Raw genomic sequence first — 20569 nt, forward strand, 5'->3', positions numbered from 1 at the left:
CACTTTTATGTTTTTAGCAAAAATTAAGCAACAACGTTAAATTGTTCTTTCATTAATGCTTCGAAATCAGTGCAACCGCCGATTGGTTTTTCATCGATAAAAATTTGTGGCACAGTTTCCACTTCTTTACCGACAGATTTTGATAAATCTGCTTTAGAAATACCTTCAGCGATAATATCTACATAGCGATAATCGAAATCCGCTACTTCACCTTTTAATTTTTCAGCAAGGTTTTTTGCACGTACACAATAAGGGCAGCCAGGACGACCAAAAATAACTACGAACATAAAATTTTCCTTTTATTTAAACAAAACTCCTAATGATTTTACTCTATTTCCACAAAAGCAGAAATCATTTTTCAGGATTATTGTGATTGGTGTAATATATCAACTCCTCTTTTCCTAAGGGTATAACTGAATGAAATTATTGATGCTTTGCCGTGAGCCTCGCCTTTATAGCTGCCAGCGTTTAAAAGAAGCAGCAGAAAGTTGCGGGCATCAAATGGATATTTTGGATCCTAATCGTTGCATTTTAAAACTTGATAAAAATCAACCGCACTTTTCTTTGTATTATCAACAAAATGCAGAAAGTGAGCTTTATTTATTGCCTGATTATGATGCTGTATTACCACGCTTTGGGACGACAAGCACCCAAATGGGCTGTGCGGTATTGCGTCATTTACAAGGAAAAGGCGTCTATTGCCTTAATAAAGAACAAGCATTTTTAGCCGCTCGCGATAAATGGCGCAGTTTGCAGATGTTATTGGAACAAGGCATTGCCGTGCCAAATTCAGTCTTATCAGGTTGTGAAGTTGAGCCAAAACAAGCCATTAAGCAAACAACCGCTCCAATGATTATTAAAACCTTAAAAGGCTCACAAGGTATTGGGGTGATCTTGGCTGAACGTCCACAAAGTGCGGTCAGTATTTTAGAAACGTTAAAAGATGCGAATGTGTCTGTTTTATTGCAAGATTTTGTCGAAGAGGCAAAAGGGACAGATATTCGCTGTTTTGTGATCGGTGATAAAGTCGTCGCCACAATGCAGCGTATTGGACAAGATGGCGAGTTTCGTGCAAATTTTCATCGTGGTGGCACAGCAGAAAAAATTAAACTCACTGAAGAGGAAAAATCCATCGCCATTCGTGCCACTAAAGCTTTAGGGCTTGCGGTAGCCGGTGTTGATTTGATTCGTTCAAAAGAAGGGTTATTGGTGCTTGAAGTGAATGCTAGCCCGGGGTTAGAAATGATTGAGAAAACCAGTGGCATTGATATTGCATTACAGATGATCTTGTTTTTAGAACAGCAAGTGAAGCAATAAAAGAAAAGGGCGAACTATATCATGTTCGCCCTTGTTGTTTATCCTTTTGCGTCTTGTTTAAAATCGTAATTTGGCGGTAATTCCGGCATCGTATTTTCTTCATCAAAAGGCTCGCTTGCCGGTTGATGTTGAAATTCTTTGCTATCGTGAGCCGGTTTTTCTTTACCTAATAATTGCGGTTGTAATTTGATAAAACTACTTTTATCTGAAAGCCATACATCAATAAACGCTTGTGTAAATTTTTGATCGAATTCGTGATCTAACACGGTGTCATTTAATACAAAATAGCCTTTATCCGCTAAGGCAACAAAATTTAAGATGTCGTTTGGTGAAAAATCAGGGAAGATTTCCTGCATTTTTTTGAGCCATGCCGTGGTGTCATCTTTACTCAAATTTTGTGATTCCATTTCTTTGGTTAAAGCAATGGCGAAGTTTTTTCCTTCTACTGGCTTTTCATATTTAATCGAAAACATTAACGGACGTTCATTTTTTTCATAGGAACCCGTTTCAGAATATAAGCCGACAGTATAAACATGGAATGGCCCCCATGTGTATTCAGCATTGCCGACCGGTTGCCATTGGGCAAAAAGTGCGGTGGAAAATAAGGCTGAAATGGCAGCAATAATAAATTTCAGTTTCATAGTTTTTTTCATGTCAAAAATATTGCCGTGATTATAACAAAAAAGCCCTTTAAAAAAACACAAATAAAAAGGCAGGATAGACCTGCCTTTGACACCAAATTATTGGCTGAGTTTATTTTAAGCTACCCACCATATCTTCTGGACGAACCCATTTGTCGAAATCTTCGGCTGAAACTAAGCCTAAGTTAATCGCTTCTTCACGTAGAGTTGTACCATTTTTGTGTGCAGTTTTCGCAATTTTCGCTGCATTTTCGTAACCAATGTGTGTATTAAGTGCGGTCACTAACATCAATGAATTTTCCAATTGTTGTTTAATGCGTGGGTAGTTTGGTTGAATACCGGTTGCGCAGTGTTCATCAAATGATACGCAAGCATCACCCAATAATTGTGCCGATTGTAAGAAATTCGCCACCATTACAGGGTTAAATACGTTTAATTGGAAGTGACCTTGTGAGCCAACAAATGCGATAGTGGTATCGTTACCGAATACTTGTGCACACACCATGGTTAGCGCTTCACATTGAGTTGGGTTCACTTTACCTGGCATGATTGAAGAACCTGGTTCATTTTCAGGAATTAAGATTTCACCGATACCAGAACGCGGGCCAGAGGCTAATAAACGAATGTCGTTTGCAATTTTGAATAAGCTCATCGCTAATTGTTTAATTGCACCGTGAGTTTCCACAATCGCATCGTGTGCGGCTAATGCTTCAAATTTGTTTTCTGCAGTCACAAATGGTAAGCCAGTGAATTTTGCAATGTAATCTGCTACTTTCACATCATAGCCTTTTGGTGTGTTCAAACCAGTACCCACAGCAGTACCACCAAGTGCTAATTGGCTTAAGTGTGGAAGGGTATTTCTTAGTGCACGTAAACCGAAATCTAATTGTGCGGCGTATGCAGAGAATTCTTGACCTAATGTTAATGGAGTTGCATCCATTAAGTGAGTGCGGCCAATTTTTACCACATCTTTAAATTCTGCAGATTTTTTAGCGAAAGTTTTTTGTAAACGTTCTACGCAAGGAATGGTGTGTTCAACCACTTTTTTGTATGCGGCAATGTGCATTGCAGTTGGGAAAGTGTCATTTGAAGATTGTGATTTGTTCACATCATCATTTGGGTGAACGAAGGATTTTTCGCCTAATTTACCACCATGTAAAACGTGAGCACGGTTTGCCACCACTTCGTTCACGTTCATGTTTGATTGTGTACCTGAACCGGTTTGCCAAATGACTAACGGGAATTGGTCGTCTAATTTTCCTGCAAGGATTTCATCACAGGCGGTTGCGATTAAATCACGTTTTTCTGCAGGTAATACACCTAAATCACAGTTTGCGAAAGCAGCGGCTTTTTTCAAATAACCGAACGCTTCAATAATTTCGTGCGGCATAGAAGCTGCCGGACCAATTTTGAAGTTGTTGCGAGAACGTTCGGTTTGTGCTGCCCAGTATTTGTCTGCAGGAACTTGAACTTCGCCCATAGTGTCTTTTTCAATACGAAATGCCATGTGATACTCCTATCATCGAAAATAAAAATAAATCTTGAAAATTCTAACACCTGCGAGTTATGAATGGAATGTAACATAAAGGTTAAAAGTTACTTTTGTGATGTAGATCATAAAAGTGCGGTAAAAAATTTCCGTGTTTTTTCTATTTGCGTTAATCACTTTGTTGATGATTTATTTTTTAGTGCTTTTTTGATAAAATCCGCCAGTTTATAAAACGATAAATGGAGAAGTCGCAATCATGGCAAAAAACGCACAATTTTATCTCTTAAATCCAGAAAAGAAGATAACAGTTGAGCAACTTGCCTGTGATCTTGCCGCTCAAGCGTGGCGTTTAGGCAAGCGAGTGTTAATCGCTTGTGAAACAGAAGAGCAAGCATTTTTAATTGATGAAACATTATGGCAACGGGATCCGAATGAGTTTGTTCCTCATAATCTTTCAGGCGAAGCAACACAATATGCCCCGCCAATTGAGATTAGTTGGAAAGGCAAACGAAATGCCCAGCGTCGAGATTTGCTGATCAATTTACAAATGGAAGTGCCGGATTTTAGCCACAGTTTTACACAATTAATTGATTTTGTACCGGTAGAAGAAACACAAAAAGCTCAAGCGCGTGAACGTTATAAACAACTGAGACAGTTAGGCTGGACGTTGAGCACGGAGCAGGTATAACGATATAAAAAAAACCCCCTCTTTAGAAAAGAGAGGCTGGGGGAGATTTGATAACAAGCGTGAATTTCTTTATGAGGTTGATATAACTTCTGCCGAATCTCCCCTAACCCCTCTTTGCCAAAGAGGGGATGGTTACAAAAATACTTAAAAATTGACCGCACTTTATGAACGATATTACCTTTTATCAACGCTTCGAAGCCGATATTCTCACTGGGCGTAAAACCATCACCATTCGAGATAAATCCGAAAGCCATTTTAAAGCAGGTGATATTTTACGTGTTGGTCGATTTGAAGATAATCAATATTTCTGCACGATTGAAGTGTTAAGAGTGTCGCCGATCATGCTCGATAATCTCACAGAACAGCACGCAGCTCAGGAAAATATGAGCTTGTCAGAATTGCGAGAAGTGATTAAAACAATTTATCCCAATGAAAATGAGTTTTGGGTGATTGAGTTTGACCTAATTAAGTAACCAAGATATCCAAGAGTGTTTCTTATGATTATTGTATTGTCAGCCATATTAGCATTTATTTCTTTTCCTTTTTTAATGAGTTTTGCTTGTATGGATGCTGGTATGGGGCCAGGCGGTCTAGGCTGTCTTGGTGTTGGAATAGGTTATACCATTGTTGCATTTATTGTTTTTGTTATTTTGGGTGTAATGTTGAATTCACGTTTTAAAAATAAAGTGCAACAAGAGAATGATGACAAGCCTTTTGATTTAAGCCAAATTAAAGAAGATAAATATCACGATATTATTCGTTACTATACTGAATCTGATGAAGAGCATAAGGCGCGAAGAAAATGAAAAAAATCGTTTTTATATTATTAAGTATGTTTCTCTATGGATGTGGAACTTTAACGACACTGAAAGATCCTTGCCCTTATATTGGAACTCGATACGATTACAATATGGTAGCTGGTAATTTTTACGATGGTGTTGGCTTTAAGCATATGACCAGACCATTATATTTTATCGATTGGCCTTTATCTGTTGTAGCTGATACCGCATTGTTACCGATCAATATTCCTCGTTACTATCTATCAGATGATGAAGCAAGAAAATCATGTGGGCAATATGGCGATCCAAATAATAAATATCCTTGGCTAGATAAGAAGTAAATTAAATTTTTTGTGACCGCACTTTATGAACGATATTACCTTTTATCAACGCTTCGAAGCTGATATTCTCGCTGGGCGTAAAACCATTACCATTCGAGATAAATCCGAAAGCCATTTCAAACCGGGCGATATTCTGCGAGTGGGGCGGTTTGAGGATAATCAATATTTCTGTACCATTAAAGTGTTAAGCGTGTCGCCGATTACTCTTGACAAGCTGACGGAACAACATGCGAAGCAGGAAAATATGGGGTTGGAAGAGTTGAAAAAGGTGATTCGGGGGATTTATCCGAGTGAAGAACAGTTTTACATTATTGAATTTATATTAAAATTTGTAGGTGAGTAAAAATGAGCGAATCAATTTTAATTTTTGGTGGAAAAAGCTTAAAAGAAATGAAAGAAGATGGCGGCATTGGTTGGTGGTGTGTTAATCAAGAGAGAGCTGAAAATTTAGAATATGCTGTGATAACTCGTTGTTTAACTCAAGAGTGGGCTACTCACGATGTCGAGCAGGGAACTGCAATTATGGTTTGCAAGCTTACGGGAATAGTTGGTAAAGCTATTGATAGTAATCGTAAATGTTTGGAGTTTAGTTCCTATGCGAAAATTAATATTCCAAATGCATGGCAAAAAATAACTAATAATCAAAGAAATCCATTCAAATATATTGAAACAAATAAATTATTAAAAGACTTAGAAATCAATATAAGTGAATTAAGTTGGTTAAACTTTTCTTAGTTTAATTTTAATAATGTAGGGTAGGTCTTAGCCTACCACTTCAATTTAAACAGTGGGCTAAAAGCCCACCCTACAAAAAGAGAACAACAATGACACAAAAATTCGAAATGGCAGACCGTTTTAATCCGTCTGCGGTAGAACAAGCCCTTTATCAACATTGGGAAGAGAGCGGTTATTTTAAACCGTCTGAAAATGAAAACGCGCCAAGCTATTGTATTGCGATTCCGCCACCGAATGTAACCGGCTCTTTACACATGGGGCATGCTTTCCAACAAACCTTAATGGATACCTTGATCCGTTTTAACCGTATGGAAGGACATAACACCTTATGGCAAGCGGGGACAGACCATGCGGGTATCGCAACCCAAATGGTAGTAGAGCGTAAAATTGCCGCAGAAGAAGGCAAAACTCGCCACGATTATGGTCGTGAAGCATTTATCAATAAAATTTGGGATTGGAAAGCCTATTCAGGCGGCACAATCAGCCAACAAATGCGTCGTTTAGGTAACTCAATCGACTGGGAACGTGAGCGTTTCACGATGGACGATGGTTTATCGAATGCAGTAAAAGAAGTGTTTGTTCGTTTGTACGAAGAAGGCTTGATTTACCGTGGTAAACGCTTAGTAAACTGGGATCCAAAACTTCACACCGCGATTTCTGATTTAGAAGTGGAAAACAAAGAGAGCAAAGGTTCGCTTTGGCATTTCCGCTATCCGTTAGCAAATGGCGCGAAAACGGCAGATGGTAAGGATTATTTAGTGGTGGCAACCACGCGTCCAGAAACCATGTTGGGCGATACAGCGGTTGCGGTGCATCCTGAAGATGAGCGTTATCAATCTTTAATCGGTAAAACGGTCGTTCTGCCATTGGCAAACCGTGAAATTCCGATTATTGCCGATGAATATGTGGATCGTGAATTCGGTACTGGTGTAGTGAAAATTACCCCTGCGCACGACTTTAACGACTACGAAGTCGGTAAACGTCACAGCTTGCCGATGGTTAACGTATTAACCTTAAATGCAGATATTCGTGATGAAGCAGAAATTATCGGTACTGATGGCAAACCACTTGCAGGCTATGAAGCGACTATTCCTGAAGATTACCGTGGCTTAGAGCGTTTTGCTGCTCGTAAGAAAATCGTGGCAGATTTTGAAGCGCTTGGTTTATTAGACGAAATTAAACCGCACGATCTCAAAGTGCCTTATGGCGACCGTGGTGGCGTGCCGATTGAGCCGATGCTAACTGACCAATGGTATGTGAGCGTGAAACCGCTTGCCGATGTGGCAATTAAAGCGGTGGAAGACGGCGAAATCCAATTCGTGCCGAAACAATACGAAAACCTTTATTTCTCTTGGATGCGTGATATTCAAGATTGGTGTATCTCTCGCCAACTTTGGTGGGGGCACCGCATTCCGGCGTGGTATGACGCGGAAGGCAATGTGTATGTTGCGCGTAACGAAGAAGAAGTGCGGTCAAAATACAACTTAGATTCTGCGGTTGAACTCAAACAAGATGAAGACGTGTTAGACACGTGGTTCTCATCAGGCTTATGGACATTCTCAACTTTAGGCTGGCCAGAGCAAACTAAAGAACTCAAAATGTTCCACCCAACGGATGTGTTAATCACGGGCTTCGATATCATCTTCTTCTGGGTTGCGCGTATGATTATGTTCACGATGCACTTCGTGAAAGATGAAAACGGCAAACCACAAGTACCATTCAAAACCGTGTACGTAACAGGCTTGATCCGTGATGAAAACGGACAAAAAATGTCGAAATCGAAAGGTAATGTGCTTGACCCAATCGATATGATTGACGGTATCAGCCTTGAGGATTTACTTGAAAAACGTACCGGCAACATGATGCAGCCGCAATTAGCCGAGAAAATTGCTAAAGCAACGCGCAAAGAATTTGCTGAAGGTATTGCGGCTCACGGTACAGACGCATTACGTTTCACATTAGCGGCATTGGCTTCAAACGGTCGTGACATCAACTGGGATATGAAACGTTTAGAAGGCTACCGCAACTTCTGTAATAAATTGTGGAATGCAAGCCGTTTCGTCTTAACAAATGAAAAATTAGATTTAAGCGAAGGTGAGATCGAATTCTCATTAGCGGATCGTTGGATTCAATCAGAATTCAACCGCACAGTGGAGACTTTCCGTAATTCATTAAGCCAATATCGTTTTGACCTTTGTGCCAATGCGATTTATGAATTCACTTGGAACCAATTCTGTGACTGGTATTTAGAATTAACTAAACCAGTATTTGCAAACGGCAATGCAGCACAAATCCGTGCGGCAAGTCAAACTTTGGTTCACGTGTTAGAAAAATTATTACGTTTAGCACATCCACTGATTCCATTTATTACCGAAGAAATTTGGCAAAAAGTGAAAGGATTTGTGGGCATTACAGCTGACAGCATTATGCTACAACCTTTCCCACAAGTGGAAGATAACGGCTTTGATCCAGAAGCAGAAACAGAAATTGAGTGGTTAAAAGAAGTGATCGTTGCGGTGCGGAATATTCGTGCAGAAAGCAACATCGCACCAAGCAAAGGCTTAGATCTGTTATTCCGTAATTTAAGTGCAGAAAACGCAAAAATTCTCGAAAAACAGAGCGCTCTTTTAAAAGCCATGGCGAAATTAGACAATGTTCAAGTATTAGCCGCAAACGAAACCGCACCACTTGCGGTAGCAAAACTCGTCGGCAATGCGGAATTGCTCGTACCAATGGCTGGCTTTATTAATAAAGAAGCTGAGCTTGCGCGTTTAACTAAAGAGATTGAAAAATATCAAAATGAAGTTAAACGTATCGAGAATAAACTTAGTAATGAAGCTTTTGTGGCTAAAGCGCCTGAAGCAGTAATTGCGAAAGAACGCGAAAAACAAGCGGAATACCAATCTGGTTTAGAAAAAATCCAAGAACAGTATAAAGCGATTGAAGCGTTGTAGTTTTAAAACGAAGTAAAAAAGCGGTCAGATTTAAAGTCTGACCGCTTTTTTATTTTTTACGATATTTGTTGTAAGTAGAAAATCTATTCTAGTTATTCAATACTTCAAGCAATGCTTGCACAGGGTGTTTCAAGATGGCTTTTTCATATCGCTTCACTTGGCTACGGCAGGAATAGCCGGTTGCGAGACAATGATTCGGATCTTTACCTTGTAATTTTTTGCCCCAAGATACGTCGTAAATATCTTTCGACATGGTTTGATTTCGAACCTCATGACCAAATACACCCGCCATACCACAGCAGCCGACTTTTTCTACCTTCAAGGTTTGTCCAAATTGCGCAAAAATATACTGCCATTCTTTCGGGCTGTTTGGCATAAAGGTGGATTCAGTACAATGAGGGAATAAATGCCACTCAAAAGTGCGGTCAGATTTTGCAATATTTTTCACTGCACTTTGTAATGTGGTACTTTCTAATTGATTGGTCAGCCATTCATGAGCTGTGAGTACATGGAAATCACCGCGAGAATCACCTAAGGCCTCTTTATATTCATCTCGATAAGAAAGCACAATAGCGGAATCAACTCCGACTAAAGGCACATTTAATTTGGCGACGCGATTTAAAAACTCCGCTTGTGTTTTCGCGGTTTTACTAAAGCGAGCTAAAAAACCTTTAATATGCATGGCTTTGCCATTGGGTTTGAAAGGCAGAAGGATTGGTGAGAATCCTAATTTTTGTGTGAGAGCGACAAAGTCTCGCACCACTTTAGCATCGTAATAAGAGGTATAAGGATCTTGTACGATAAAGAGCATATTGGCTTTTTCTGTTGCACTGAGACCTTCCAACTCTTCTAATTTTTTGTCTTGGTAGCCAATTTCCACTAATTGTTGTTGAAGGTTTGGCTCAGAAAGGAGAGGCAAATCAGTCATGCCAAGCGTTTTTTCAACCAAGCTTTGAGTAACTTTCAGTTTGGTGAAATAATTGAATAATGCCGGTTGTTTCGCCATATAAGGTGCAGCAACTTCTAAATTCGCCACAATATGATCTTTGGCTGGGCGCAAATAACGACTGTGGTAGAAATGGAAAAATTTCGCACGGAAACTTGGTACGTCAATTTTAATCGGGCATTGGCTTGCACAGGCTTTACAAGCCAGACAAGTATCCATTGCTGCTTTTACTTCATGTGAGAAGTCATATTCACCACGCCATTTCTGCACGCTATTGCGGAAACGTTCCACAAGTGCGGTCAGTTTCACTTGTGTTTTATGAAAATCTAATTGATCAGGCGATACGTTTTCATTCGCCATCAATCGCAGCCACTCACGCACCATAGCGGCTCGTCCTTTTGGCGAGAATACGCGGTTTTTACTCACTTTCATGGAAGGACACATAATGCTGTGCTCATCAAAGTTAAAGCAAAGTCCGTTACCGTTACAATTCATCGCACCTTTGAATTCATCTCGCATTTGAATTGGGATTTGGCGATCATTGTCCGCACGCATTGGCGAGAGAATAGAATAGAGTTCAGCATTGCTATTAAGTGGCGTACAGATTTTACCTGGATTGAGACGATTGTTTGGATCAAATAAAAATTTCACATAACGTAACTCTTGCCAAAGTTCGGGAGTAAAGAATTTCTCGCCATAATGAGAGCGTACCCCTTTACCGTGTTCCCCCCATAGCAAACCGCCGTATTTCACTGTGAGTTCAGCTACTTCATCTGAAATTAGTTTAAAGAGTTTTATTTGGTCTTTATCGCATAAGTCCAAAGCCGGGCGAACGTGTAATACGCCAGCATCCACATGACCAAACATCCCATATTGCAGATTATGACTATCTAATAAGGCTCTAAATTCTGCAATGTAATCCGCAAGATGTTCTGGTGGCACACAGGTATCTTCCACAAAAGGAATCGGTTTGGCAGCACCTTTCGCATTCCCCAATAGCCCCACCGCTTTTTTACGCATGGCGTAAATACGTTCAATAGAAGGCAAGTCAGAACAAAGTTGGTAGCCGATAATATGATCTTTGCCTTGTGCAATTTTTTCATCTAATTGCTGACAAAGTGCGGTCACTTGGCTGTCGATTTTAGCTTGATTGTTGCCCGCATATTCAACAATGTTTAAACCAAGAATTGGATTTTGTTCTTCTTCTGTTAAAAGTTCTTTCACTGAATGCCAAATAATATCTTGCTTAGCAAGGTTCAGCACTTTGGAATCGACGGTTTCAACTGAAAGGGCATTGGCTTTCACCATAAAAGGCGCATTGCGAAGGGCTGCATCAAATGAGCTGTACTTCACATTAATTAAGGTACGATATTTAGGAATAGGCAATAAATTGAGTTTAGCTTCGCAGATAAACGCAAGTGAACCTTCTGATCCCGTTAAAATTCGGGTGAGATTAAATTCACTTTCATCGTTATTAAAGACATTCTTAAGATCGTAACCAGTGAGAAAGCGATTGAGTTGTGGTAAATCTTGAATGATTGAGGCGCGCTTTTCTTTACAACGTTGGAAAATCGTTTGATGTAGTGTTTTTCCATTTTCTGTAAGCGGGTAGTTTTCTAAAACATCGTCAGATTTGACCGCACTTGTATCTAATATTTCACCATTCATCAAAACAGAACGTAATGCTAAAACGTGATCGGAGGTTTTACCATATTGTAATGAACCTTGACCGGAAGCATCGGTATTAATCATGCCACCGAGGGTTGCTCGATTACTGGTAGAGAGTTCTGGCGCAAAGAATAAGCCGTGAGGTTTTAAAAATTGGTTTAGTTGGTCTTTTACTACGCCTGCTTGTACGCGAACCCAACGTTCTTCTATATTAAGCTCTAAAATGCCTGTCATGTGGCGAGAGAGATCCACAATAATATTGTTATTAATAGATTGTCCATTAGTGCCCGTGCCACCACCGCGAGGTGTAAAGGTCAAGTGAAGGTATTTCTCTTTATTCGCTAATTTAGTGATACGTACCACATCAGCAACAGATTTAGGGAATAAAATAGCTTGTGGAAGTTGCTGATAGACGCTGTTATCCGTAGAGAGACTTAAACGGTCGGCATAATTTGAGGCAATATCACCTTCAAAATGCTGTTTTTGGAGCTCGCTAAGATAATCACTTACCACATTATTAAGTTGTGGCACATTAGAAAGACGGGGCAACATAAAATCACTCACACATAAATAGAGAAGAAAGTGAATTTGATGATATATGAAGCTCAAAAAAAAGTCGATTTCAACAAAAGATATTTTTTGTTAGAATAGAAAACGGGTTAAAAATTACCCTGTTTTTTGTGAATGAACGTTCATTTTTTGGGTGGTTTGTCTATAAAACAACCAAAAGGGGCAAAAAAAGTTTGATCTTTGGTGTTTTTATAGGATAATAACCATACTTTTGAACGTTCCTTTGGCTATGGCAAAGGAATTGAATTTGTCAAAAGGATAAGTTAGGGCAAATTCAAAACCCTAGTTAAGCAATGTTTAGAGTGTTTCTTTTTTGTAAAGTTCACGATAGACAAGGAAACTTTTCTTATTAATAACGATGACTAAATAGAGGACATCAAAATGAAAAAAACTGCAATCGCATTAGTTGTTGCTGGTTTAGCAGCAGCTTCTGTAGCTCAAGCAGCTCCACAAGAAAACACTTTCTATGCAGGTGTTAAAGCTGGTCAAGCATCTTTCCATGATGGTATCAAAGCTAATACTGATGCTACTAACCCTCGTAGCTTAGGTTTTGGTACTGGTTACAACCGTAATTCTTTCACTTACGGTGTATTCGGTGGTTACCAAATCTTAAATCGTGACAACTTAGGTTTAGCGGTTGAATTAGGTTACGACGATTTCGGTCGTGTTAAATTTAAAGATGCTGGTAAAGTAGCACGCAAACACACCAACCATGGTGCACACTTAAGCGTTAAAGGTAGCTACAACCTTGGCGGTTTAACTTCTGCTTTAGAAGGTTTAGACTTCTACGGTCGTGCTGGTGCAGCTTTAGTTCGTTCAGACTATAAAGTATACAACTCAACAGGCGCTCGCGTTCGTGGTGCAGGTGAACACAGCTTACGTGTTTCTCCAGTATTCGCAGCAGGTTTCGAGTATGCGTTACCATCTTTACCAGAGTTAGCATTACGTCTTGAATATCAATGGTTAGCTCGCGTAGGTAAATTACGTACCGGTGCTACTGAGAACAGTTCTGTAGACTACAACCCATGGATCGGTTCTATCAACGCTGGTTTATCTTACCGTTTCGGTCAAGGTGCTGCTCCAGTTGTTGCACCTGAAGTTGTAAGCAAAACTTTCAACTTAAGCTCTGATGTAACTTTCGCGTTCGGTAAAGCTAACTTAAAACCACAAGCTCAAGCAACTTTAGACGGTATCTACGGTGAAATCGTTCAAATCAACAACGCTAACGTAGCAGTTGCGGGTTATACAGACCGTATCGGTAAAGATGAACCAAACGTTAAATTATCACAACGTCGTGCAGACTCTGTAGCTAACTACTTAGTAGCTAAAGGTGTTCCAGCTCAAAACATTTCTGCAGTTGGTCACGGTAAAGCTAACCCAGTTACAGGTTCTACTTGTGACGCGGTTAAAGGTCGTAAAGCACTTATCGCTTGTTTAGCGCCAGACCGTCGTGTTGAAATCGCAGTTAACGGTACTAAATAATTTTATTTAGTTATCCATTAACGGATTGGCATTAGAAGACCTAAACTTCGGTTTAGGTCTTTTCTTATATAAATTAAACCTATAAATTGAAGGAATTTTTGAATGAAAAAGTGGATTATCTTGATTATTATCGCCGTTGCTGCAGGTTTTGGCTTAATGTCTAGCTACAATGGCTTAGTAAAAGCAGAAACTGAAATTGATTCTGTTTGGGCAAATGTTGAATCATCTTATCAACGTCGTGCTGATTTAATTCCAAACTTAGTGAATACTGTAAAAGGTCAAGCTAATTTTGAACAACAGACATTAACCAATGTAATCGAAGCTCGCGCAAAAGCGACACAAACTAAAATTGATCCGTCTAATTTAACGGAAGAACAATTAAACGAATTCCAACAAAACCAAAATCAAGTGGGTTCAGCATTATCTCGCTTACTTGTTACAGTAGAACAATACCCACAATTAAAAGCGAATGAAGGTTTTATGAACTTACAAGCGCAACTTGAAGGTACAGAAAACCGTATCAATGTGGCTCGTAATAAATTTAATGAAGCTGCACGTATCTATAATGAAAAAGTACGTCAATTCCCAACTAAATTAGCGGCAATGATTTTTGGTTTTAAAGCTAAACCTTACTTTAAATCAGCTGCAGGCGCTGAAAATGCACCAACTGTAAACTTTAACTAAGGTTTATCTATGCCATTCTTTTCCAGAATTCCGGTAGATAAAAAGCAAATCGAGGCGGCGATTAGTCGCCTCGAAAGCTTAAGTTCGGCTGAATTACGTGTTTATATTGAACGTAAAGTACCAAAGGCTTCAGCACAGCTGTCTGCAATGGAACGAGCTTTAGAAGTGTTTGATGAACTGGAAATGCATAAAACAGCGGCACAAAATGCCGTGTTGATTTATGTGGGATATAAAAATCATCTTTGTGCAATCGTAGGTGATAAAGGAATCCATCAATTTGTTGATGTGGCTTATTGGCAGTTACAATGTGATTTAATGATTGAGCAGTTTAAACAAAAAGCTTATACACAAGGCATTGTGGATGCGATTGATCGTATCAGTGATATTTTATCTCGCCATTTCCCTATTCAGCCTGATGACGTGAATGAATTATCTAATGAGGTAATTATTAATGGCTAAGCTTTTATCTTTTATGAAAAGTGCGGTTATTTTTAGCCTTGTTTTTTTTGTTCAAGTGGTTGCTGCGGCAGAGTTTCCGCCTGCACCAAATCCTTTCCATTATATTAACGATTACACCAACACACTTTCTGCAGAGCATAAGCAAATTTTAGAAAATAAACTGATTGCTTATAGCAAAGAAACGAGTTCACAAATCGCCGTCGTTTTGGTTCCTACAACCGGTGAATATGAAATTGCGGATTATACCTTTGCTTTAGGTGATAAATGGGGCATTGGACGTAAAAATCTGAATAATGGTGTGTTGATGCTGATTGCGAAGGATGATCGCAAAGTCTTTATCGCAACAGGGCAAGGTTTAGAAGGCGTACTGCCAGATGCTTTTTTATCGCAAGTCATCCGTTCGGCAATTTTGCCACAATTTAAACAAGGCCAATATGCGCAAGGTATTAATGACGGCTTAAACCAAATTATTGCGGCAAGTAAAGGCGAGTTTGACGCGGCACAAGTTGAAGAAGATGCGTTCGATAAGTATATTCCATTCTTAATGGTATTGGCGTTTATTGCTATTGTATTATTTGGCGAATTCCAATATCACAAAGATGAAGTCTATATTAGCCCGAATCAACGAGACCAACTGAATAAAATTATTCGTCAAAGCGCGATTTCTCGTCGTCGAGGTGGCGGTTCTGGTTTCGGAGGCGGATTTGGTGGAGGCTTCGGCGGAGGTGATTCTTCCGGTGGCGGCTTTGGCGGCGGTGGCTTCGGCGGCGGTGGAGCAGGTGGAAGTTGGTAAGACCAAGTCTTTCACTCAGGTTCTATCTTATGCTAGAATAACGCCCTATTCAGACTTATTTGAACAAGGAACATTATGGAAACGTTAGACAAAATCAAAAAACAAATCGCTGAAAACCCAATCTTAATTTATATGAAAGGTTCACCAAAATTACCTTCTTGTGGTTTCTCTGCGCGTGCATCTGAAGCATTAATGAATTGCAAAGTGCCTTTCGGCTATGTTGATATTCTTCAACACCCAGATATTCGTGCTGAATTACCGGCTTATGCAAACTGGCCAACTTTTCCACAATTATGGGTAGAAGGTGAGTTAATTGGTGGTTGTGATATTATTTTAGAAATGTATCAAGCGGGCGAACTTCAAACTTTATTAAGCGAAGTCGCTGCTAAACACCAAGCTTAATTGACGATAGATTATCAAGATAAACCTGCTTTTAGCAGGTTTTCTTTTGCTTAAAAAATGATAAATCAGATATAAAATTGTGATCGAATTAACATTTTTAAATGAAATAACTTGTTGATTAAATTTCCTTAAGATAGACTACATCGCATTAGTCGGGGTGCCAATACTGATGGCTGAGAAATACCCGTGAACCTGAAACAGATAATGCTGGCGTAGGAAACTAATCATCTCATTATGCTGTTTCGTTATGCAAACATAAGGAGAACGCATAATGAACAAAACGCTTCCCATTTTAACCGCACTTTTCACCTTTTCCGCTTTCGCACAAGCTGCACCTCAAACATTAGATGTTTATACTTATGATTCATTTAGTGCTGATTGGAGTGCTGGACCAAAAGTAAAAGCAGCTTTTGAACAACAATTCCCGCAATGTAAGCTGAATTATGTGGCTTTTGACAATAATGGCACTTTGTTTAACCGTGTTCGTCTAGAAGGTAAAAAAATTAAGGCGGATGTGGTGCTCGGTTTAGATAGTTATCAAATTGAGGATGCACAAAAACTCAATATTTTTGAGCCAAATAAAGTGGATTTAAGCCAGTTACGTTTACCAATTAAATGGGAAAATCACACGTTCTTACCATTTGATTATGCGCAATATGCGTTTATTTATGATAAAAATAAACTGGCTAATCCACCAAAGAGCTTAAAAGAATTAGTTGAGCGTCAAGATCTTAAAGTGTTATATCAAGATCCGCGTACAAGCAGTATTGGACGAGGCTTATTGCTTTGGATGAATGCGGTTTATCCAGAAGCTGATGTAGCAAATGCCTGGAAAACTCTTTCTAAACATACGGTCACGGTCACCAAAGGTTGGACCGAGTCTTATGGAGCCTTCTTAAAAGGCGAAGGGGATGTGGTTTTAAGCGTCAATACTTCACCGATTTACCATATTCTTTCTGAACAAAAAGACAATTATGTGGCAACGGAATTTGCAGAAGGGAGCGTATTACAAGTTGAAGTGGCAGCAAAAGTCGCTAATCGTAATAATGCCTGTGCTGATGAATTTTTAGGATTCTTACTTTCACCGCTAGCTCAAGCGGATATTGCTAAAAATAATGTCATGTTACCCGTGGTAGAGACCAATATCGAAAGTCATATTGATGCGCTTAATTCTCGCGCAAAATCAATGCGTATTTTAGATACCACAACGGTAACAAGTGAGCAGCTGAAAGGCTGGATCAATCAATGGCAAAAAGCCTTATCTAAATAGTATTAATGAGCTTATTGCAACATCCGCATTTTCGTCCTCGCCATTATTTGGGCGGAAGTGCGGTCATTTTTTTCATTGTTTTGCTCTATGGATTTTCACTTTCTGCTGTTTTTTCAGTCGGAAGTGATTATGCCTTATCTGATTTCTTAAAAGACGATTATTTGCATCAAGTTATCGCCTTTAGTGTCGGGCAGGCATTCTTGTCAGCCTTGCTTTCTAGCGTAATTGGAACTTTATTTGCACGCGCTTTTTTCTATTTAGATTTCAAAGGCAAATCGCTCATTTTACGCATTTTTTCTCTTACGTTTGTTTTGCCAGCATTGCTGGCTATTTTCGGTTTGATTGGTATTTATGGCACAGCCGGTTGGCTAACACAACTGCTGCAAGCCTTAGGTATTTCGTGGAAACCCTCCATTTATGGTTTAAGTGGCATTCTCATTGCCCATTTATTTTTTAATATTCCTTTAGCGGCACGAATGAGTTTGCAGGCTTTGCAAAGTGTACCGACTGAACAGCACCAACTTGCGGCACAATTGAATATCAAAGGTTTCACATTTTTCCGCTTAATTGAATGGCCTTATTTGAAAAGCCAAATCGTGTCTGCCTTTGTGCTGATTTTTATGTTGTGTTTCACCAGTTTTACGATTGTCTTGGCACTTGGTGGCGGGCCACAAAATAGCACACTAGAAGTCGCCATTTACCAAGCCATTTTCTTTGAATTTGATTTACCCAAAGCCGCACTTTTTGCGCTTGTACAATTTGCATTTTGTTTTGCGTTATTTTCACTTTCACAATATTGGGCTAAAGCACCTGAAACACAGATTTCGCAATGTTATCGATGGGTTTTACCTATTTCAAGTGCGGTCAAATTTGGGCATGTTTTTGTCTTATTCTCGGTGTGCTTATTTATTTTAAGTCCCTTATTCAATATTGTTTTTCAAGGTTTGTCAGCTACCCAATTATTTGGCTATTGGCAAAACCCACAATTATGGAAGGCGCTTGCTTATTCATTAACCATGGCGCCGACCGCAGGGATTTTATCGGTATTATTTGGGTTCTTCTTATTGTTACTTTCCCGTCAACTGCAATGGTTATATCACCCTAAATTAGCTCACTTGATTTTAACAGGTGGAATGATGATTTTAGCCATTCCGACGATTGTCTTAGCAGTCGGCTTATTCCTTTGGTTACAAGATATTGATTTCTCGGCAGGGCATTTGTTTGTGGTAGTATCTGTTTGTAACGCCTTGGCTGCCTTGCCATTTGTGATCAAAATTCTCAATACACCAATGAATCAATCGATGCAATATTATGAAAAACTCTGTTTATCGCTGAATATTACAGGCTGGCAGCGTTTTCGTTTAATTGAATATCCGCTACTAAAAGCACCGTTGAAATATGCCTTGGCACTCGCGACAACCTTATCACTCGGCGATTTTACGGCGATAGCTTTATTTGGTAGCCCTGACTTCACTTCGTTGCCTCATTTGCTTTATCAACAAATCGGGCAATATCGAAGCCAAGAAGCGGCAGTGACGGCATTGATTTTATTGGTCTTATGTTTAGGTTTATTTATGTTTATTGAAGGGCAGAAGGAACAACATGATTAAATTAGATAATGTAGTCTTCAATTATCAATCCATGCCGATGGTGTTTGATTTACAGATTCAAGCGCAAGAAAAAATCGCCATCATTGGTGAAAGTGGCGCAGGAAAAAGTACCTTGCTGAACTTAATTGCTGGCTTTGAATATGCCGATAGTGGGGAGATTTGGCTCAATGGTGAGAATCATACCAAAACGGCACCTTTTGAACGCCCCGTTTCTATGCTATTTCAGGAAAATAATCTCTTTACTCATCTTTCAGTAGAAGAGAATATCGCTTTAGGTTTAAAACCGAATTTAGCCTTAAATACAGAAGAAAAAGCACTTGTAGAACAAGCTGCAAGTGCGGTCAATTTACAGGATTTTTTAACGAGAAAACCGACCGCACTTTCAGGCGGACAAAAACAGCGAGTAGCGTTAGCGCGCTGTTTGCTACGAGATAAACCTATTTTATTATTGGATGAGCCTTTTTCAGCTCTTGATCCTAAATTACGCATTGAGATGCAAGATTTAATGGATCAATTATGTGAAGAAAAAAAGCTCACCATGTTATTGGTGACGCATCAACCCAAAGAAATTGAACGGCATATTGATCGAGTGATTGAAATTCATCAAGGAAAAGTGATCTGATCTCTTTTTATCATATTGCAGAGTAATATGCTCAACTTAATAAAAGCAACGTTGCTTAAACGAGGAAAATATAATGACCACAACAAATGTAGTACAGCTTTCATCCATTACACCGCATCCTTCAGTAGAGTATTGGTCTGTTTGTAAAGTCGAAGCGCTATTTGAAACCCCTTTTTTAGAATTAGTCTATCGTGCAGCTCAAGTGCATCGAGAGCATTTCAACCCTGGCGCGATACAGTTATCGACGTTGATGTCGATTAAAACGGGTGGTTGTCCAGAGGATTGTGGCTATTGTCCTCAATCAGCGCGTTATCAAACAGGTGTACAAAATCAGCAGATCTTGGATATTGATGAAATTGTCGAAAAAGCCAAAATTGCGAAAGCACGTGGTGCAGGACGTTTTTGTATGGGCGCAGCATGGCGTGGTCCTAAGCCTAAAGATATGGAAAAAGTGACAGCGATTATTCGTGCGGTAAAAGATATTGGCTTAGAAACGTGCGGTACTTTTGGCTTACTACAGGATGGTATGGCGGAAGAGTTAAAAGATGCAGGATTGGATTATTACAACCACAATCTAGATACCGCGCCAGAGAATTATCACAATGTCATTGGCACGCGCCGTTTTGATGATCGTTTAAGCACATTAGGAAAAGTGCGTCATGCCGGTTTGAAAGTTTGCTGTGGTGGTATTGTGGGTATGAATGAAACCCGTAAAGAGCGAGCAGGCCTTATTGCAAGTTTGGCAAATCTTGATCCTCAGCCGGAGTCAGTGCCGATTAACCAATTAGTGAAAGTGGAAGGCACGCCAATGGCTGATGCAGCTGATTTAGATTGGACAGAGTTTGTTCGTACTATTGCGGTGGCGCGTATTACCATGCCGAAAAGTTATGTTCGTCTTTCTGCTGGTCGTCAAGGCATGAGTGAAGAAATGCAAGCGATGTGCTTTATGGCGGGTGCGAATTCCATTTTCTATGGTGACAAATTGTTAGTGACAGGCAACCCAGAAGAAGATGGCGATCAACTTCTTATGGCTAAATTGGATCTTGAGCCGGAAACGGAAGAAAATAGAAAGCCACTCGACAGAAATTAGTCATAAAAAAAGTGCGGTGAAATCTACCG

The 20569-nt window shown here is 39.6% G+C and carries 21 protein-coding genes and 1 riboswitch; of the genes, 17 read left to right on the forward strand and 4 right to left on the reverse strand.

Annotation, left to right across the window (positions count from 1 at the left end; genetic code table 11):
* Nucleotides 1-23: 23 nt before the first annotated feature.
* A complete protein-coding gene (locus A9500_RS00085; protein WP_005695639.1) occupies nt 24-287 on the reverse strand; it encodes a GrxA family glutaredoxin in 264 nt (87 codons plus the stop codon).
* A 130-nt stretch (nt 288-417) separates the two neighbouring features.
* On the opposite strand from A9500_RS00085, the gene A9500_RS00090 reads away from it, so the two are divergent.
* Nucleotides 418-1317 (forward strand): RimK family alpha-L-glutamate ligase, encoded by a 900-nt coding sequence (locus tag A9500_RS00090; RefSeq protein ID WP_065243444.1) that lies wholly within the window; start codon nt 418-420, stop codon nt 1315-1317.
* A gap of 38 nt (nt 1318-1355) precedes the next feature.
* On the opposite strand, the gene A9500_RS00095 is transcribed toward A9500_RS00090, so the two are convergent.
* Nucleotides 1356-1958, reverse strand: a complete 603-nt coding sequence (locus A9500_RS00095) for a chalcone isomerase family protein (RefSeq protein WP_054418949.1) — start codon at nt 1956-1958, stop codon at nt 1356-1358.
* 112 nt (nt 1959-2070) lie between these two features.
* Entirely contained in the window at nt 2071-3465 is a 1395-nt protein-coding gene (fumC, locus tag A9500_RS00100; RefSeq protein WP_065243445.1) for a class II fumarate hydratase, read from the reverse strand.
* Nucleotides 3466-3703: 238 nt separating this feature from the next.
* On the opposite strand from fumC, the gene A9500_RS00105 reads away from it, so the two are divergent.
* From A9500_RS00105 to valS, 7 genes are all read left to right on the forward strand, one after another.
* On the forward strand, nt 3704-4135 hold the full coding sequence (locus tag A9500_RS00105) for a DNA polymerase III subunit chi (protein ID WP_065243446.1): 432 nt from the start codon (nt 3704-3706) through the stop codon (nt 4133-4135).
* Nucleotides 4136-4299: 164 nt separating this feature from the next.
* Nucleotides 4300-4608 (forward strand): N(4)-acetylcytidine aminohydrolase, encoded by a 309-nt coding sequence (yqfB, locus tag A9500_RS00110; protein ID WP_065243447.1) that lies wholly within the window; start codon nt 4300-4302, stop codon nt 4606-4608.
* A gap of 24 nt (nt 4609-4632) precedes the next feature.
* On the forward strand, nt 4633-4941 hold the full coding sequence (locus A9500_RS00115; protein WP_065243448.1) for a hypothetical protein: 309 nt from the start codon (nt 4633-4635) through the stop codon (nt 4939-4941).
* Nucleotides 4938-5255 carry a YceK/YidQ family lipoprotein gene (locus A9500_RS00120; RefSeq protein ID WP_083180175.1) on the forward strand — a complete coding sequence of 106 codons (318 nt, stop codon included), beginning with the start codon at nt 4938-4940 and terminating at the stop codon, nt 5253-5255. The genes A9500_RS00115 and A9500_RS00120 overlap by 4 nt, the downstream gene beginning before the upstream one ends.
* A 25-nt stretch (nt 5256-5280) precedes the next feature.
* Nucleotides 5281-5598, forward strand: coding sequence for a N(4)-acetylcytidine aminohydrolase (gene yqfB / locus A9500_RS00125; protein ID WP_065243449.1), 318 nt, complete (start codon nt 5281-5283; stop codon nt 5596-5598).
* A 2-nt stretch (nt 5599-5600) separates the two neighbouring features.
* Nucleotides 5601-5990, forward strand: a complete 390-nt coding sequence (locus A9500_RS00130; RefSeq protein WP_065243450.1) for a hypothetical protein — start codon at nt 5601-5603, stop codon at nt 5988-5990.
* A gap of 89 nt (nt 5991-6079) precedes the next feature.
* Complete coding sequence (valS, locus tag A9500_RS00135) at nt 6080-8944, forward strand: valine--tRNA ligase (RefSeq protein ID WP_065243451.1); 2865 nt, start codon at nt 6080-6082, stop codon at nt 8942-8944.
* Between the two features lie 88 nt (nt 8945-9032).
* On the opposite strand, the gene A9500_RS00140 is transcribed toward valS, so the two are convergent.
* Nucleotides 9033-12110 carry an FAD-binding and (Fe-S)-binding domain-containing protein gene (locus tag A9500_RS00140; RefSeq protein ID WP_065243452.1) on the reverse strand — a complete coding sequence of 1026 codons (3078 nt, stop codon included), beginning with the start codon at nt 12108-12110 and terminating at the stop codon, nt 9033-9035.
* A gap of 399 nt (nt 12111-12509) precedes the next feature.
* On the opposite strand from A9500_RS00140, the gene ompA reads away from it, so the two are divergent.
* From ompA to bioB, 9 genes are all read left to right on the forward strand, one after another.
* On the forward strand, nt 12510-13610 hold the full coding sequence (ompA, locus tag A9500_RS00145; RefSeq protein ID WP_065243453.1) for a porin OmpA: 1101 nt from the start codon (nt 12510-12512) through the stop codon (nt 13608-13610).
* Nucleotides 13611-13712: 102 nt separating this feature from the next.
* A complete protein-coding gene (locus tag A9500_RS00150; protein WP_049364356.1) occupies nt 13713-14294 on the forward strand; it encodes a LemA family protein in 582 nt (193 codons plus the stop codon).
* 9 nt (nt 14295-14303) lie between these two features.
* Nucleotides 14304-14753 (forward strand): TPM domain-containing protein, encoded by a 450-nt coding sequence (locus A9500_RS00155; RefSeq protein WP_014065676.1) that lies wholly within the window; start codon nt 14304-14306, stop codon nt 14751-14753.
* Nucleotides 14746-15546, forward strand: a complete 801-nt coding sequence (locus tag A9500_RS00160) for a YgcG family protein (protein ID WP_065243454.1) — start codon at nt 14746-14748, stop codon at nt 15544-15546. The genes A9500_RS00155 and A9500_RS00160 overlap by 8 nt, the downstream gene beginning before the upstream one ends.
* A gap of 75 nt (nt 15547-15621) precedes the next feature.
* Nucleotides 15622-15948, forward strand: a complete 327-nt coding sequence (gene grxD, locus A9500_RS00165; RefSeq protein WP_005699458.1) for a Grx4 family monothiol glutaredoxin — start codon at nt 15622-15624, stop codon at nt 15946-15948.
* Nucleotides 15949-16091: 143 nt separating this feature from the next.
* Nucleotides 16092-16184, forward strand: a riboswitch (TPP riboswitch).
* Between the two features lie 35 nt (nt 16185-16219).
* Nucleotides 16220-17218, forward strand: coding sequence for a thiamine ABC transporter substrate binding subunit (gene thiB, locus A9500_RS00170; protein ID WP_065243455.1), 999 nt, complete (start codon nt 16220-16222; stop codon nt 17216-17218).
* A 5-nt stretch (nt 17219-17223) separates the two neighbouring features.
* A complete protein-coding gene (gene thiP, locus A9500_RS00175; RefSeq protein ID WP_065243456.1) occupies nt 17224-18828 on the forward strand; it encodes a thiamine/thiamine pyrophosphate ABC transporter permease ThiP in 1605 nt (534 codons plus the stop codon).
* Nucleotides 18821-19450, forward strand: a complete 630-nt coding sequence (gene thiQ, locus A9500_RS00180) for a thiamine ABC transporter ATP-binding protein (RefSeq protein ID WP_065243457.1) — start codon at nt 18821-18823, stop codon at nt 19448-19450. The genes thiP and thiQ overlap by 8 nt, the downstream gene beginning before the upstream one ends.
* A 73-nt stretch (nt 19451-19523) precedes the next feature.
* Nucleotides 19524-20540 carry a biotin synthase BioB gene (gene bioB, locus A9500_RS00185; RefSeq protein ID WP_049374926.1) on the forward strand — a complete coding sequence of 339 codons (1017 nt, stop codon included), beginning with the start codon at nt 19524-19526 and terminating at the stop codon, nt 20538-20540.
* Nucleotides 20541-20569 lie beyond the last annotated feature (29 nt).

The organism is Haemophilus sp. CCUG 60358, assembly GCF_001679485.1.
Classification (GTDB): domain Bacteria; phylum Pseudomonadota; class Gammaproteobacteria; order Enterobacterales; family Pasteurellaceae; genus Haemophilus_D.